This window comes from Bacillus cereus group sp. BfR-BA-01330 (assembly GCF_022663885.1).
Classification (GTDB): domain Bacteria; phylum Bacillota; class Bacilli; order Bacillales; family Bacillaceae_G; genus Bacillus_A; species Bacillus_A cereus.
This window is the reverse complement of the sequence record NZ_JAKUGK010000001.1, coordinates 43,575-59,789: the sequence shown is the minus strand read 5'-3', so window position 1 is coordinate 59,789 and position 16,215 is coordinate 43,575. Positions and strand designations below refer to the sequence as shown.

Sequence of the window (16,215 nt, the reverse complement as noted above, 5' to 3'; positions counted from 1 at the left end):
GGAGATTACCGAAGACAAAAGAAGAAAAAACACACCGTTAGGCAAATAAGGGGAGGACATTTAAAATGATCGAAATTAAAGTACCTGAGCTTGCAGAATCTATTACTGAAGGAACTATTTCACAATGGCTTATCAACGTAGGCGACAAAGTTGAGAAAGGTGGCAGCGTTGTTGAGCTTGAAACTGATAAAGTCAATGTAGAAATCATTGCAGAAGATTCAGGTATTGTATCGAAGTTACTAGGCGAACCTGGGGATACAGTTGAAGTTGGCGCAACTATCGCAATTTTAGATGCTAATGGAGCACCAGTTGCAGTAAGTACACCTGCACCGGCTGCTGAGCAACCAAAACAAGAAACAGCTGAAGCACCGAAAGCTGCGGCACCAAGTGCTGAGCAAACTGCAACACTACAAGGGTTACCAAATACAAACCGTCCTATCGCATCACCAGCTGCTAGAAAGATGGCTCGTGAATTAGGAATCGACTTAAACGACGTACGTAGTACAGATCCACTTGGACGCGTGAGACCACATGATGTACAAGCTCATGCTGCAGCACCAAAAGAAGCACCAGCTGCTCCAAAGAGTCCAGCTCCTGCTCCAGTTGCAAAAACGGAATTCGAAAAACCAGTTGAGCGCGTGAAAATGTCCCGCCGCCGTCAAACAATTGCAAAACGTCTTGTAGAAGTTCAACAAACATCTGCAATGTTAACAACATTTAACGAAGTTGATATGAGTGCGATCATGGAATTACGTAAAGAACGCAAAGATGCTTTCGAGAAAAAACATGATGTACGTCTTGGCTTCATGTCATTCTTCACAAAAGCAGTTGTTGCAGCATTAAAACAATTCCCATTATTAAATGCTGAAATTCAAGGTGACGAGCTTATCATTAAAAAATTCTATGATATCGGTATTGCAGTAGCAGCTCCAGATGGATTAGTTGTTCCAGTTGTACGCGATGCTAACCAATTAAACTTCGCTGAAATCGAAAGCGAAATTCGTGAATTAGGTAAAAAAGCACGCGATAACAAACTTTCATTAAAAGAACTACAAGGTGGTACATTTACAATTACAAACGGTGGTGTATTCGGTTCTCTAATGTCAACACCGATCCTAAATAGCCCTCAAGTTGGTATTTTAGGAATGCATAAAATCCAAGTACGCCCAGTTGCAATTGATAACGAGCGTATGGAAAACCGCCCAATGATGTACATTGCTTTATCTTACGATCACCGTATTGTTGATGGTAAAGAAGCAGTTAGCTTCCTTGTTGCTGTTAAAGATATGCTTGAAGATCCAAAGTCATTATTATTAGAAGGTTGATAGATTAAAAATCTATTAAAGGCTGTAGAATGAATCATTCTACAGCCTTTTTTTATTGTGTTCATACGGGACAAATTTCATGACATAAAGTAATAATGTATGCCTAAACGTAAGGAGGATTAAAATGAATAACCTTCCAATTCATGCAAAACTTAAAGTAAATAAGGATACTTTCTTCCTCCCCGATTCAAACGGGGGTGTCTATTTTCGAAATAACGCCAGTTCATTTCGCATGGACGGTGATGGAATTTATGACTGGATTGAAAAATTAATGCCAATGTTTAACGGAAATTATTCTTTAGCAGAAATAACCGATGGCCTCCCTCTCCCCTATCAAAATCGTGTATTTGAAATTGGAGAGATTTTATATGAAAATGGTTTCGTTCGCGATGCAAATCAAGATGCACCTCATAAATTAAACAGTACATTACTCGACAGATATGCTTCGCAAATTGAATTTTTAGAAGCTGATTCTCATTCAGGTGCTTTAAAATTTGAAACGTACCGCGGGGCAAATGTCCTTATACTTGGTTCTGGGGATATGCTTACTTCCTTAGTTTCTTCTTTATTAGAATCTGGTTTACCTACATTTCATTACCTCGTTACAGATCGAGATAAAACAAACTATGACAGAATACATGAGCTAATAGAACGTGCATATGAAGTTGATAACAGTGTACTCCTTCAAGAAATCGATACTACAATTGACCGTCCCTTGCATGAAGTATTCGAACCTTTTGATTGGATTTTATATGTTTCTCAAAACGGAGACATTGACGGTTTAAAAACAGTTCACACTATTTGTAGAGAAACGAAAAAGAATTTTATACCAGCTATTTGTTTATCTACACTCGGTATAGCTGGGCCTGTCGTAACGGAAAATCGTGATGAATGCTGGGAATCCGCATGGCATCGGCTACATGAAACGACTTTACAAAATGAAAATTCATCGGATTCCTTCTCACAAATTACATCTGCCATGTTAGCAAATGTAATCGTTTTTGAATTGTTTAAACATGTCGCGGATGATTCTTATCGTGAAAAAGAATCACAATTCTTTTTATTAAACTATGAAACACTTGAAGGAACGTGGCATCCTTTTATAAAACACCCTCTTGCAACTGATGAAAGTTTTACAATTGATACGATAGAAAATCTTTCTGAAAAACTTGAGCATCGGTATGGCCAACATACTTCAACTGATATATTCCGCTTTTTCGACTCATTAACTTCTAAAGAAGCCGGTATATTCCATGTATGGGATGAACAAGATTCATATCAATTACCGTTATCACAGTGCTATATTCAAGTAGCCACTCCACTATCAGATGGCCCAGCTCCCCTTCTGCCTCTTATGACTTGCAGTGGATTGACTCATAATGAAGCACGCCGAGAAGCCGGTTTAACAGGAATTGAAACATATGTAGCAGAAATCATTCACCGCCTTATTCCTGAACATAACGATATCGGTATCGGTGCTGGAGGAACGATGACAGAAGGATTTTACCGGGCACTACAACAACATTTAAACAATAAACTGTATGAGCGGCAGTCACATATGCTAGAAGAACTTACAACGATTGATTTAACTGATATTCACGATAAACATTGTAGATTTTATTACGATGCTCTTGCTACAATTCATGAAACACCTAAAATTGCAATGAGTGAAGAGATTCTCAGTTTTCCAGTCATTTGGGTTGGTATAAATGATAGATGGTACGGTGCATCTAATATTAATATGACGTTAGCCTTACGGAACGCACTACAACTATCACTGCTCCACATTCAAAGTGAAGAGACTCCTTACAGAGCTAATATCTTGCCTGAATCATCTATTATTTTATATGACACGGATTCTTTTAGAGTGGAAATACAAGCGGAAGAAGAAATTCCAAGCGCACAATCTTTACAGCTTGCCTTACAGCATTTAGAAGAACATAATTTTTATCCCTTCGTGTTTGATTTAGCAATCGAACCATTTTTGAAAGAAAACTTAGACGGTGTGTATGGGGTATTAATTGCAAAGGAGGACGGTCTATGACTCAAAATATATTGCTTATAGGAGATGGCCTTCTTGCAGACTATGTACATGATCAATTATGCAAACAATATTCCATCATTCGTCAGCATACCCTTCCAGAAGTACTTCCTGAAAATATTCATCTCGCTCTCGTATTACATGACGGATCTCCTTCTACTATTCATCATGACGCTGAGCTAATTTTTCGGTCAAATCATATTCCATGGCTACGTGGTTTTACTTCATTTGGCGAAGGTATTATCGGTCCTTACATTCATCCTCTTACGCCCGGATGTTCCCATTGTTCTGATGGACGCCGTTTTATCGCTGGCTTTGACCAAAAAGAAATGTGGGAACTACAGCGGAAATATGCCTTTAAAGCAGATGATGTAACGAGGCGTGATGTACGTGCCACCCAAAATGGAATGTTACAAATGTGCCATCTTATTTGCGCAGAAACAGAAAAAATATTAACTCATAACCATTCTTCTTTAGAAAATGAACTTATTTTACTAAACTTACAAACATTACAATGTACGCGGCATTCTTTTCTTCCAGATCCTCTCTGTCCTGTATGTAGTAATTTACCTAATGATACTGCGGATGCGGCGGAAATTTCTTTACAACCGAGTTTAAAAGTAAGCACCGAAACGTATCGCTGCCGTTCCATTCATGAATTAAACACATTTTTAACGAGAGACTATTTAGATTATCGGGTCGGTATGTTGAACGGCAAAATGCAGCATTCATTATTACCATTCGCTGACGTCATTATAAACATGCCATTAATGTTCGGAAATGAAGGTGTTGCAGGCCGAACTCATTCATTTGCAGTGAGTGAAGCAACTGCTATTTTAGAAGGTTTAGAACGATATTGCGGGATGTCGCCTCGCGGGAAAAAGACAAATGTGCATGGTAGTTTTCATGATTTAGAAGAACACGCACTAAATCCCCTCTCGCTCGGTGTACATACAAATGAACATTACAATCGTGATAATTTTCCATTTAAACCATTTGATCCTGATTATGAGCAAAACTGGGTATGGGGATATTCTTTATCACAAAACAGACCGCTTTTAGTTCCTGAATCAATTGCTTATTATAGCCTCGGTCATCGAGACGCTTTCGTGTATGAAACATCAAATGGATGTGCAATTGGCGGTAGTTTAGAAGAAGCGATTTTTCACGGCATTTTAGAAATTGTAGAGCGTGATGCCTTCTTACTCACTTGGTATGCCGAATTACCTCTTCCCCGCCTTGATCTTAATTCAGCAAATGATACAGAATTACAATTAATGATCCAGCGGTTACGTACGATTACCGGATATGAATTACACGCTTTTAACGCGACGATGGAACACGGCATCCCGAGCTTATGGGTAATTGCAAAAAATACGCGTGAAAATGGAATGAACGTTGTTTGTGCGGGAGGCGCTCATTTAGATCCTATTCGAGCTTTAAAAAGTGCCATTCAAGAAATAGCAGGCATGTTACTTATAACAGACGATGAGCTCGAGCACAAAAGAGAATACTACGAAAAGTGCTTACAAGATCCTTATTTCGTTAATAAAATGGAAGACCATAGTATGCTGTACGGATTGAAAGAAACGGAAGAACGTCTTCACTTCCTTTTACGAGAAGATGCACCGGTGCAAACGTTCCAAGAAATAAATGTATCACAATCATTTGATATGGATTTAACATCCGATCTCCACCAACTTTTAAATCGTTTGCATCAATCTGACCTTGAAGTAATCGTTGTAGATCAAACCGTTCCCCTTATAGAAAAGAACGGACTACACTGTGTAAAAGTTATTATTCCAGGTATGTTACCGATGACGTTCGGACACCATCTTACTCGGGTTACAGGACTGGACCGGATATATACCGTACCGATGACACTTGGATATACAGACGAACCTTTAACAAATGAAAGATTAAATCCACATCCACATCCGTTTCCATAGTAAAGGAGGGATTTCATGCAGCTAAATACTTTTTTACATCATCTCCATTTCTCTATCGATGAAATTATGCCAAATCATGAGGTGGACTGGAAAGACGCACCGCTTCCTTATAAATTATATCGAAATGTACCTACCATCCCGCTCTCCTTAGAAATCCCGTTATCTTTATCGAACTCTTCTACTACACCTACTCTAAATGAGATTGGTCACTACCTTTGGTATTCATTTGGTGTAACACAATTATGTCAGCTAAATAGCGGGAGAAATGTATTACGTAGATCCATTCCTTCAGGCGGTGCCTTATACCCTAATGAATTGTATATCTATTTAAAGATTGACGATTATCCAGACGGCATTTACCATTATGACGCCGCGCATCACCGGCTTATTTTACTTCGCGAAGGAAATTTCGATTCTTATTTAGCAGACGCACTCGGTAACCGCTGTAATATACATGATTGTTTCGGTGCCGCATTCGTATCCACTATGTTTTGGAAAAACTTCTTTAAATACAATAACTTTTCATATCGCCTTCAAGGATTAGATAGCGGGGTTCTCATTGGACAATTACTTGAATGTGCCAAACAGTTCGGTTATACGAACGGCGTATACTTTCAATTTCTAGACCGTGCACTGAACCATTTACTCGGATTGTCAGAAGGTGAAGAAAGTGTGTATGCCGTTATTCCTTTAAGTACAGAGCCAGAAACTAATTGGTTTCACAATGATTACCATGAAAATAAAACATTTACTTCTCGTGAGTTGTTGCAACAAATTCCGCCGCTCGCACATGAACATTTCGTTCGCTCAAAACATGTAGATGAATATCCGATGATAACAAAAATAAATGAAGCTTCTATGATCGAATCGACAGCACACTTCCAAACACTAGCTCATGAAGAGCACTATCAATATCATGAGCATGCTGTACAACTGCCGAAAGTAGAGCGTTTATCTTATGATTTCTTGCAACTTTGCAGAAAACGGTATTCCCCTGATGCTGACTTTACTTTAACGAAATGGGATGCAGCCGAGCTCGCTACTTTACTACAAGAAGCGAGCCTCTCCCTCCCTTATTCCAACGACCTTGATGGTAAGTATATAAATGAAAATGCGCGCGTCTCATTATATGGATGTTTCTATAATGTAAAAGATATAAAAAACGGCGCTTACACTTATAACAGTAAAACGCATTCCATACAACCACTTCGATATGGGGACCTTCGTTATCCTCTTCAATCCAGTATGACGATGGATAACGTAAACCTTTTTCAAGTATCACTTTGCCTACATGTAGTCGGAAAGAAAGATTATTATACAAATGCATTAGGCTATAGAGGGTACCGTATTCATCAAATGGAAGCAGGTATACTTGTTCATAAACTCGTTTTTGCAGCGACCGCGATGGGGATGGGCGGGCATCCTTTACTTAGTTTTGATACAAATTCATGTGATCAATTGTACGGAATAGATGCTGGGAATGAAACATCTCTTATTCAAGTTCCAGTTGGGGCATATCGGGCGCGGAATTGGTTAAAAGGGGCTTTGCATTGTTAGAAGCACGCCGTCTATCGGCGTGCTTTTTTAAAGGATTTAATTTATAAAAGGCGAAATGAGTATATATTCTTACATAAAAGGAGAATTTAACTTGAGCATTTTACAACGGTTAATTCAGCAAGCAAAAAATCCTAGCGGAACAATTGGTTCCTCCATGCTTTGTATTATGAACGCTGCACATACGAGATTAATAAATTGGGCTTTGCAGAAAGTACATATAAAGACAGATGCAGTCGTATTAGACATCGGCTGTGGTGGAGGTAAAACCATACACACTCTTTCAAAACGAACTCCACTTGGGGAAATATATGGGATTGATTACTCCGATCAAGCTGTGAAAAATTCTATACAGACGAATGCAAAAGATGTTCAAAAACAAAAAGTAATTGTTCAACAAGCAAGCGTTTCTTCGATTCCACATCATACGAACTTCTTCGATCTCATTACCGCCTTTCAAACTCATTATTTTTGGCCTGATGTTGAACAAGATATAAAAGAAGTATTTCGCATCTTAAAACCGGACGGCTCCTTTTTATTAGTGGCTGAAACTTTCAAAATTCAATATCATATGAAGAAATTTAACACGACCGAAGAACTAATAAATCTCTTTTATAAAACAGGATTTACAAGTGTACAATGTTACGAAGAAAGAGATTGTCTTTGTGTAATAGGAATTAAATAAAAAGCAGACCTCAAAGGGTCTGCTTTTTTACTAGATTAACTTAAAAATACTCTTAATTTGTCTAGCAAATAACCAATTTTTCGTACCGTAGTTATCATTTAAACTATCTAAATTGATAGATTGTCCGTTAGCAAACTTTAATTCTAACGTAGTATTTTTGTCATTTGTTTTTAAGTTACTATTTGTAATGGCATCATACTTTAATTTTTCAATCTCAACATATTCGTCTTTTTCTTGTCCAATCACGACATGGTCTTGGAAGAAGAAAAATACTTCTACTTTTTTACCGAAACAAAATACATTTTTCGTATAAATTAATGTCGCGTTATCAAGTCCGACACATACTTCTTTCATTTCTTCCACAACGTGTCCAAAGTCTTCTTCATGTCTTGCATTTGATTCAGCAATCCATTCTTCGATTGTTCTCATGTTAATTGCCATACTGCGCCCCCTGGTTCGTTCATTGCTTCGTTTAAAAAATAAATACTATATGAAAATATAAGCGATACTTAATATGTTTTCAAGGGGAAACGGTATATTCAAAATAAAGTGAAACTTTAATCAGTGGGAGCTTACTGCCCGCAAATAGCGGGATAAAGTTAAATTTCAAATTAATATAAAAGGAACACCAATTTCATTAAATTTTAAACGTTTGAACGAGACATTCTTCATCATCAATTAGCTGCGCTCTCTCATCAAATTCAATGTTTAATTCTTTATATACTTTCTTCCAAAACGACAATGCTGGTACATTTTTTACAAGTTCGATAACGAACTATTGTCCTCTCTTCTCTTCTAGTAAATTCTCAACAGCTTGTTTACCGATTCCTTTTCCTTTATATTGATTCAATATGAAAATATCATTAATACCAAAATCATTTTCCTTCTTCAAAAACGGACGTTCCAGTAGTAATAAGAATCCTACAATACTCTGATCAACTTTTATAAAATACGGCGTGATTCCGTCATTTTTCCAAAACATATGCAAATCTTCGTATTCAAAAAATCCGTTCGCTCCGATAGTTATATTCATAGTGAACTTAGAAAGGTCATGAAGATATAAAGCGTACAAATTACGTAATATTTCTTTTTCTGATTCTTGAACTTTTTGAAGTGCTACAATCATAAAAAAGCTCCCCTTCCACATATGTAACTATTTCCCGATTCTCTTCATTCGACAAAAATGATAATTCCTCTTTAACAAAAAAATAGCACTTTAAAAAGTGCTATTCCGCTCTCCTTGCCGCTTGCTGAATTGGATCCCAAACGCTGTTATATGGTGGGGCATAACTTAAGTCGACATCTTCTAAATCGTGAATGCTCATTTTATTGAAGAGTGCCATTGCGATTACATCAATCCGTTTATCTACACCTTCTTCTCCAATTACTTGTCCGCCTAATAATTGTTTCGTGTCAGAACGGTATAGTAATTTCAAGTAAAGTGGTTTTGCATTTGGATAATAGCCCGCCATATTAGTCGAATCTACTTTGACTGTTTTATACGGGATGTGTAGCCCTTTCGCTTCTTTTTCATTTAATCCTGTTCTTGCAAGCGTCAAATCCATAAATTTAATAATACCTGTACCTAACGTACCTTTAAAGGCTCTTCGTTTATCAAGCATATTCAGTCCAGCAAGTCGCCCTTGTTTATTGGCAGTCGTTCCGAGCGGGATATGATCATGAATTTCCTTTATAACGTGGTAATGTGTTGCGCAATCACCAGCTGCATATACGTCTTGCACATTCGTTTGCATATATGCATTTACTTCAATTGCCCCTTTATGATTCTTACGTATATTTGTCCCTTCAAGAAAATCAGTATTTGGCTTCACTCCTACCGACACTAAAACAAGATCTGCTTTATACGTACCTTTATCCGTTTCAATTGCTTCTACTCGTTCATTCCCTTTAAACGCTTTTACATTTTCATTCGTTAAAATTTCAATATGATGCTTATCTGCTTCTTTATGTATGTACTCTGCCATATCTGCATCATAAATCGTACCGATATGATCATTTCGCTCAATCATTCTTACTTTCTTACCAAGTTCGACGAATGTTTCTGCCATCTCCAGTCCGATTGCGCCACCGCCAATAATCGTTACATCTTCAACTTTATTCGTTTCTAGCGTTTTTAATATGCGCTCAGCATCAGGAATTGTTTTTAAAAGATGAACGCCTTGTAATTCCCGTCCTTCCCATTCTGGCATAACAGGACGCACTCCAGTCGCAATTAATAATCGATCGTACGGAAATTCAAAGACATCTTTCGTCTTCGTATGCTCTGCGTACACCATTTTCTTTTCCGTATCTACTTTCGTTACTTCATGACGCACTTTTGCATCAATTCCATATTTCTCACGAAACGTCTTTACGTTACGCGCGATTAACTTTTCAGTTGAAGTGATAGCACCACTAATGACATACGGTAATCCACACTGAGCGTATGAATAAATTTCACCTTTTTCTAAAGTTACAACATTTGCATTTTCATCGTTTCTAACAATTTGCATAGCTGCACTCATACCAGCTGCATCTCCGCCAATAATGACATAGTTCACTTTACCACTCCTTCTTTTTTACATACTCTTTACGTTTTCCATATTTTATAGAAATAACACCTACTTCTATTGTAAAGAAAGAGAATTTCATCTTCAAATTTTGTGCACAAACCTATGCTTGAATAGGTAACTGTCGTGTCTTATAAACAATATGTTTAATATGCTATAACAGTCACAATTGAAAGTAGGTGAAACATACATGTGCGCCGGCCTTCTCGCTCAAACTCCAGAGGAACCGAAAGAACCAAAACCCGCCTTGTCGCTTGATCAAGAATTCTCTATTAACGCAACCATCTATAGTGCTCGTGCTTGGTTATCTAATGATGAGACTTTCCCACAAACGATTTGGAAAGGCTCTCGCTTCGCTTCAGCATCACACGCTGGCAAGTCCATCTTACCAATCGGCACTGTAAAAATTTTGAACTTATCTGATGATACAATAACAGTTACTGCATCATCAGAATCAGATGATAATCTCAAAATAGTCGTACCCCCTCATTCTGAAGGTGTTTTAACATCTAATGGTTTATCTGATGTGCAAGCAAGTACATCAGGAGGAGCAAGTAAAGTCACATTTCTCTTTCATATCTTTTTCTCAAGGGATCCTGGTTCAGATAAAAAACCATAAAAAAGGTACAGTTATGCACTGTACCTTTTTTCATGTGTTCTATTCTCTTGATTTGATTAGTTCAATATTATAAGTTTCGATATCTGTTAACGTTCCTGTAAAATAAGGGTTTTCTCTATACCAAGACTGTTTTGCAAAATACGCTTGCATATCTTTCGTTTGAAAAATATGTCCATGCCTTGCATATATTTCATTTCTAGCAATTTTCAACTGCTCTTTCGATAAATATGTTAAATCTGCGCTCGTTAATTTTCGAATATCACTATCAGGAAAGATGAAACCATTATATACATACCCAGTCGCGGGCGTTGGAGTAACATTATAAACAACTGTTTTTTCCGTATTTTTCTTTTGGAATGGAAGATTATAAGACAAAAGTGCCGTTACCGTCTCTACTTGTGTCGTTTCCCGTCCACTTTCTCCATTTCGTTCTAAATAAATCGTCGCACTTCCATCAGTCGCTACAGGCCCCCATGTAATTTCTTCTCCTGCCAGCGCTGTAACCGGTTTTTGATTTACGTACAATGTTGCACCAGGCGCGTTCGTTTGAACTGTAATATATTGAACTTGCAACGTTAAATCTATCGTTACGTTATTTTGGCTTTGTTTCATAAGTACAACCTTTTCCTCACGAGATAATTTTACATAGTCATTTTTATAATCTGATTGAAACACTTGATTTCCCGGAAGAAATGGCCCATATTGCTTCTCAAACTTTTTGTCATCTGTCTTATCAATTTCTTTTCCGTTCATTTTTAACGATACGCCTTTTTCATTTGTAAGCAAAGTTGTATAGTACGTCTTCGCTTTCAATTTATATCGATCAAATATAAAGAAATACTTTCCGTCTTTCGTTAATGAAAAATCAGCTCTTTCTATTCCGTCCCGTTGTTTTTCACCTTGTCTCAAATATCCTTTTAATTCATTTACGTAAGATGGATTTTCTTTTATATATGAAAATAGAGGCGTTAAACTCTCTCTCGTTATCATAACCGATGGATCATCTGCCGTAACGATCTCAGCTAATTTCTCTCCGTCCCTCTCTTGTAAAATCGTAATCATCCGGTCTACTTGTGCCACCTGCGTATAATACGATGCTCCGTACAAATACAATCCAATAATCACTATAACAAATAGTGCTAACAGTGTAATGCCAACTTTTGTACCACCGCTCATGTTCTTCTTTACTACAGGACGTCCCCTCTTCGACCCGCAGTTTTGACAAAATTGCACACCATCTTCAAACTGAGCTCCGCACTTTGTACATACATTCATTCAGTCAACCACCTTTTCATTAGAAGCCAGTTATTCCCTTTGTTAAGGCTTGAATTATCGTACTAATGTAAGACCAAAGTACCATGAACGTTGCAATTCCAATTAAAACATTTGCAATAATAAGTGTGTAAACAAGATCTAATCCGCCATTGTCTAGCTTTAATACGGCTACAGTTATACTAATCCCTATATAAGTTGCAGCTACGGATAATAATATAGGTAAGAAAAAGATTAATAAGAAACTAAAAAGAAAAGAAAGGACTAATATGACAATAGTCGGCGTCGCTATCGTTCCCCATATACCAAATACTTCAAGAAACGAAAAAGACGATTTCATCATCTTACCACTTACAAAAATAATAAATCCGACAAATAAAGTTAAAATTAATAAAAAGAAAAAGACCGTTATAGATTCTCCAAAAAACGTGGGAGTAGATATATCTGGTGCAAATGTTCTCGTAACTGCTGATGCTGCACTCATCATTCTATAAAAAATACATGCTCCTAAAAAACAAATAAGAACAAGGCTTACAATTCCATTTCGCACTTCAATAGCGCCGCTTTTCATAATCGCTGTCGGTGCTTGTAATGCATGTTTAAAAAATTGAAAATAGCCGCTCGCGAACCGCTTCGCTTGCTCTACCGTTTCATTTGGCAGAGCTTCCTTTGCTTGTGCCGCACGTGCTTGTTCCGGCCCTTCTTCTTGGCCACTACTTGCCACTACTTCTTCCGTTAACGAATGTCCACAATTCCCGCAAAACTTTGCCTCCGCTGCATTTTCTGTATGACATGACGGACATTTCATTCTCTTATCCCTCCTTAAGCATATACCATATAGGGTGTTACAAGTTCAATATATGACTTTGGACATAAAACATGACTACAAGAAAAAGATTCTGAAATCCTTCTTCCGAAAGAAAATATATGTGCTAGTAATCTTGAAAAAAAATGCTATTATGAAACAGAATAAATAATATTTTTAACAGATTGGATGACTGGCAATGGAATTGGTAAACTCAATTTTTCAAATACTCCTTACAAGCGTAATCCAATTATTATCTTTAATTGGCGTTATCATTGTAATTGGATTTCTATTAGGCTATTTAGAATCTCTCACACGCATGTATTGGTCGAGAGCTTTTGGAAGAAAAGGATTCCTATTAACGGCTTGGATCGGTGTTCCGATTCATGAACTTGGACATGCCATTATGTGCGTACTGTTCCGTCATAAAATTGTGGCGACTCAGTTCTTCCCAACAGATACAAGTCAAGGGGCTTTAGGTTACGTACAACATCAATACAATCAAAAAAGTGTGTATCAACGAATTGGGAATTTCTTCATCGGCATTGGGCCTATTATTTCTGGTATTACTGCACTAATCCTTTTAATGCGCTATTTCGTACCAGAATCATATTTTTTATTTAATACAACTCTCGAAAAAACGATTGCTTCTACTTCTATTAATATAGAAATGATCCAAAACATGCTCTTGTCGACGTTTGTATTATTGAAAAGCTTATTTACAATCGGTAATTTATTGAATCCTTCCTTTTGGTTATTTTTATTTATCGCCATTTGCATTTCCGCACATATCGCTTTAAGTAAACCAGACATTAAAGGATCAATAGACGGAGTTATCGTCATGTTTATCGTTTTATTTTTATTCAACATCATAGCGGGACTGTTCCAATACGACAGTAACCAGCTAATTGGACAGGTTATGAAATATAATATGTATCTCATTGCGTTTTCTAGTGTAGCACTGCTTTTCTCTTGTATTTCTACACTTGTTAGTTTTTCGTTTTATAAAATAAGAAGAGGGCGTTCTTTTTGAACTCCCTCTTCTTATTTTATATTCCCCTTATAATCACAATGCTCAACAGGCACACGAGCATGCCCTTCTTCATCGGTACACCATGACTGTGATTGGAATGCCAGAAAGATACCAATCCATTCTTCTTCCTTTTCAAAGTGAATAAGTATTCCTCCGTCTTGCCATATGCCATCATCACCTTGCCATTTTTCTACATTCCCTTGATTCATATGAATATCATGTATACCGTTTCCTGGTTTGAAATGAAAATAGGAATCTGGTGTATTTTCTTCTGGTCCCCATCTTTCACCAAATGCGTAAATAATTGCTTTTTCTTCTATCGCTCGTTTTATATAACGTTCTATTTTTTCATTTAAATCATTATCTGCTCCTGCTTTTTCGGGAGGTAAAGGAATCATTTGATTTGAGTCAAATAGATTTCCTCTTATATAATCTAAAGCTACTTTCGGTTCATTGTTTTTTATTTCTGTAAAACCGAATGGTAATGTCGGTAAAATATGAATCGCCTCTGACTTAATATTGTTACTCGCAAAATATAAAACTTCTGATGGATAACTTTGTGACTTTACGTTAATTGCAATACGATAATCTACTCCTGTCTCGCCCTGTAAATGAACTTGATAATGAGGTGTTTTCCCTTTTCCAATCTCTGATTGTATAACTGTACCTTTTAACACACCGTAGTTTTTTAGGGTCATACATTTCATCTCCCATTCATCTAGTAGAAGCTATTCATATTTAAATCATTATCCACTCATAAAAAAAATCCTCCTATATTAGGAGGATTTTTAATTTCTCAACATATACCAAACAATAACCTCTACCACTACAAGCAAAACCGCACCAAAAATCATTAACGTCGTCTTCTTTAATAGTTCATTTTCACGGTAAGGGATATTACATAAGTAAGCACCTAGTGTAATCCGTGATGGACAAGCGATTGTCGCTACTGATGATGCGGTGTTTTGAAGTGTTGTGACATATTGCCACGGGAGTGCTACGTTTTGTGCGGTTTGCATTTGTAGTTTTATAAACATTGCATTTGATCCTGCGTTACTACCTGTTAAAAATCCACCAATAGCGCCAATAAACGGCGCAACGAAAACGAAAAATGTTCCAAATGTATCACCAGCTGTCTTTGCGAGTAATGAATGCATGCCTGATGCACCCATTAGTTCTGAAATGGCGATAAACATTGTCGTCGTAATCGCAAAAGGAATCCATTGTTTGATCGTTTGTGAGAGTGATTGTTTAATAATATTAGACGGGATGCGGAAGAAAATAATAGTAAATAAGCAAGTCATACCGAGCCAAAATCCTGGTGAATATAGTAACTCTAGTTTGTAAGAGTATGATTTCAAATCAAGAACCGCATATGATCTGAACAAATCATGTAATGCTGGAACGAGGCGAGAAAGTAAAATACAAACTGTTAGAAATATATAAGGGCTAATAATTTTTATAATGGATACTTCTCTCTCCGTTGCAGCCGCATGCTCTGTTATAAGATTTTGCCCACTTTTTCCTTTTAATTTAATGATAAGAAAGCCAAAGGTAATCGTAACGATAGAACTTAATATCCCGGCTAGTTCAACACTTACGTATGCATTAGAAAGATAGATTCCGAGAGAAAATAATAGAAAGAATCCTACTCCTTCTTTCCACTTTTCTATAACCGCTTGCCAGCCGCCAACAACGTGTAAAGAAAGAATAACGAAGTAAGCAAACATCGGAATACTTAATAGCGCTGTATTTGTGCCAAGTGTTGTAAGAGGCATATTTATTAGCTGCGAACCGATAATCGTACCAGTTGCCATTGCGCCCCATGAACTAGCTAGTAAGCCGATGAATGAGAGTAGTACAGCTTGAAATGGTTTATATCCTAGTGAAAGAAAAATAGGTGCTGCAACCATGAAGCCGATACCGAATCCACTTACTGATTCAATAAGCGGGCAAATGCCAAAACACATAAGCAGCATTTGTAATAAGCGATCCTGAGTAACTTCTTCTAGAAAACGTGCTACTTGATCGATGTACCCCATTTTGTTCATGAGGTGAAATAAAAAAATACCGAAAAATAAAACGTACCCGACAATAAAACAAATTAACCATCCTTTAATCGTTGCGTGTACAGTTTCACTTATCCCTAATTGAAACGTTGGCGAGAGTAAAACGATTCCAACAGACACAGCATAAGAAATTAACGAGGACCTTAATGACGTTTGTTTAAATAAAAATAAACAAATGAAAATCATCATAATTGGGATAAGTGCCAACAATATGGCCATGTTATCATCTCATTTCGTTTAAAATACAATTTTTAACTATTATATAACAGATGCTATAATTTTCAATTGTTTTT

General features: G+C 37.0%; 13 protein-coding genes and 1 pseudogene. 7 read left to right on the top strand and 7 right to left on the bottom strand.

Going from position 1 to position 16,215, the window contains the following annotated elements:
- Nucleotides 1–65: 65 nt before the first annotated feature.
- From odhB to MR112_RS00295, 5 genes are all read left to right on the top strand, one after another.
- A complete protein-coding gene (gene odhB / locus MR112_RS00315) occupies nucleotides 66–1,325 on the top strand; it encodes a 2-oxoglutarate dehydrogenase complex dihydrolipoyllysine-residue succinyltransferase (protein ID WP_000569896.1) in 1,260 nt (419 codons plus the stop codon).
- 124 nt (nucleotides 1,326–1,449) lie between these two features.
- Entirely contained in the window at nucleotides 1,450–3,369 is a 1,920-nt protein-coding gene (locus MR112_RS00310) for a putative thiazole-containing bacteriocin maturation protein (protein ID WP_242244706.1), read from the top strand.
- Nucleotides 3,366–5,315, top strand: coding sequence for a TOMM precursor leader peptide-binding protein (locus tag MR112_RS00305; RefSeq protein ID WP_075677560.1), 1,950 nt, complete (start codon nucleotides 3,366–3,368; stop codon nucleotides 5,313–5,315). Before MR112_RS00310 ends, MR112_RS00305 begins: the two co-directional genes overlap by 4 nt.
- Nucleotides 5,316–5,330: 15 nt before the next feature.
- Nucleotides 5,331–6,872: a SagB family peptide dehydrogenase gene (locus MR112_RS00300; RefSeq protein WP_088345326.1), complete on the top strand. Its 1,542-nt coding sequence runs from the start codon at nucleotides 5,331–5,333 to the stop codon at nucleotides 6,870–6,872.
- 91 nt (nucleotides 6,873–6,963) lie between these two features.
- Nucleotides 6,964–7,554: a methyltransferase domain-containing protein gene (locus tag MR112_RS00295; RefSeq protein ID WP_088345324.1), complete on the top strand. Its 591-nt coding sequence runs from the start codon at nucleotides 6,964–6,966 to the stop codon at nucleotides 7,552–7,554.
- A gap of 30 nt (nucleotides 7,555–7,584) precedes the next feature.
- Here the strand turns inward: MR112_RS00295 and MR112_RS00290 are convergent, their stop codons facing one another.
- From MR112_RS00290 to MR112_RS00280, 3 genes and pseudogenes are all read right to left on the bottom strand, one after another.
- Nucleotides 7,585–7,995 carry a DUF3908 family protein gene (locus MR112_RS00290; protein ID WP_071740052.1) on the bottom strand — a complete coding sequence of 137 codons (411 nt, stop codon included), beginning with the start codon at nucleotides 7,993–7,995 and terminating at the stop codon, nucleotides 7,585–7,587.
- 196 nt (nucleotides 7,996–8,191) lie between these two features.
- Nucleotides 8,192–8,680, bottom strand: a pseudogene (locus MR112_RS00285) (GNAT family N-acetyltransferase).
- A gap of 100 nt (nucleotides 8,681–8,780) precedes the next feature.
- Complete coding sequence (locus tag MR112_RS00280; protein WP_226369048.1) at nucleotides 8,781–10,115, bottom strand: CoA-disulfide reductase; 1,335 nt, start codon at nucleotides 10,113–10,115, stop codon at nucleotides 8,781–8,783.
- Between the two features lie 199 nt (nucleotides 10,116–10,314).
- Between MR112_RS00280 and MR112_RS00275 the strand changes: the two genes are divergently transcribed.
- On the top strand, nucleotides 10,315–10,743 hold the full coding sequence (locus tag MR112_RS00275) for a hypothetical protein (protein ID WP_000332414.1): 429 nt from the start codon (nucleotides 10,315–10,317) through the stop codon (nucleotides 10,741–10,743).
- Nucleotides 10,744–10,782: 39 nt separating this feature from the next.
- Here MR112_RS00275 and MR112_RS00270 read toward each other — a convergent pair whose 3' ends face one another.
- Together MR112_RS00270 and MR112_RS00265 are read right to left on the bottom strand one after the other, a co-directional pair.
- Nucleotides 10,783–12,018, bottom strand: coding sequence for a TcaA 3rd/4th domain-containing protein (locus tag MR112_RS00270; RefSeq protein WP_242244705.1), 1,236 nt, complete (start codon nucleotides 12,016–12,018; stop codon nucleotides 10,783–10,785).
- 19 nt (nucleotides 12,019–12,037) lie between these two features.
- Nucleotides 12,038–12,823, bottom strand: a complete 786-nt coding sequence (locus MR112_RS00265) for a zinc-ribbon domain-containing protein (protein WP_242244704.1) — start codon at nucleotides 12,821–12,823, stop codon at nucleotides 12,038–12,040.
- A gap of 196 nt (nucleotides 12,824–13,019) precedes the next feature.
- Here MR112_RS00265 and MR112_RS00260 point away from each other — a divergent pair, with 196 nt between their 5' ends.
- A complete protein-coding gene (locus MR112_RS00260; RefSeq protein WP_033695718.1) occupies nucleotides 13,020–13,853 on the top strand; it encodes a hypothetical protein in 834 nt (277 codons plus the stop codon).
- 11 nt (nucleotides 13,854–13,864) lie between these two features.
- Here the strand turns inward: MR112_RS00260 and MR112_RS00255 are convergent, their stop codons facing one another.
- Together MR112_RS00255 and MR112_RS00250 are read right to left on the bottom strand one after the other, a co-directional pair.
- A complete protein-coding gene (locus MR112_RS00255) occupies nucleotides 13,865–14,551 on the bottom strand; it encodes a DUF2278 family protein (RefSeq protein WP_000172949.1) in 687 nt (228 codons plus the stop codon).
- Nucleotides 14,552–14,641: 90 nt separating this feature from the next.
- Nucleotides 14,642–16,141 carry an L-lactate permease gene (locus MR112_RS00250; protein ID WP_000996262.1) on the bottom strand — a complete coding sequence of 500 codons (1,500 nt, stop codon included), beginning with the start codon at nucleotides 16,139–16,141 and terminating at the stop codon, nucleotides 14,642–14,644.
- Nucleotides 16,142–16,215 lie beyond the last annotated feature (74 nt).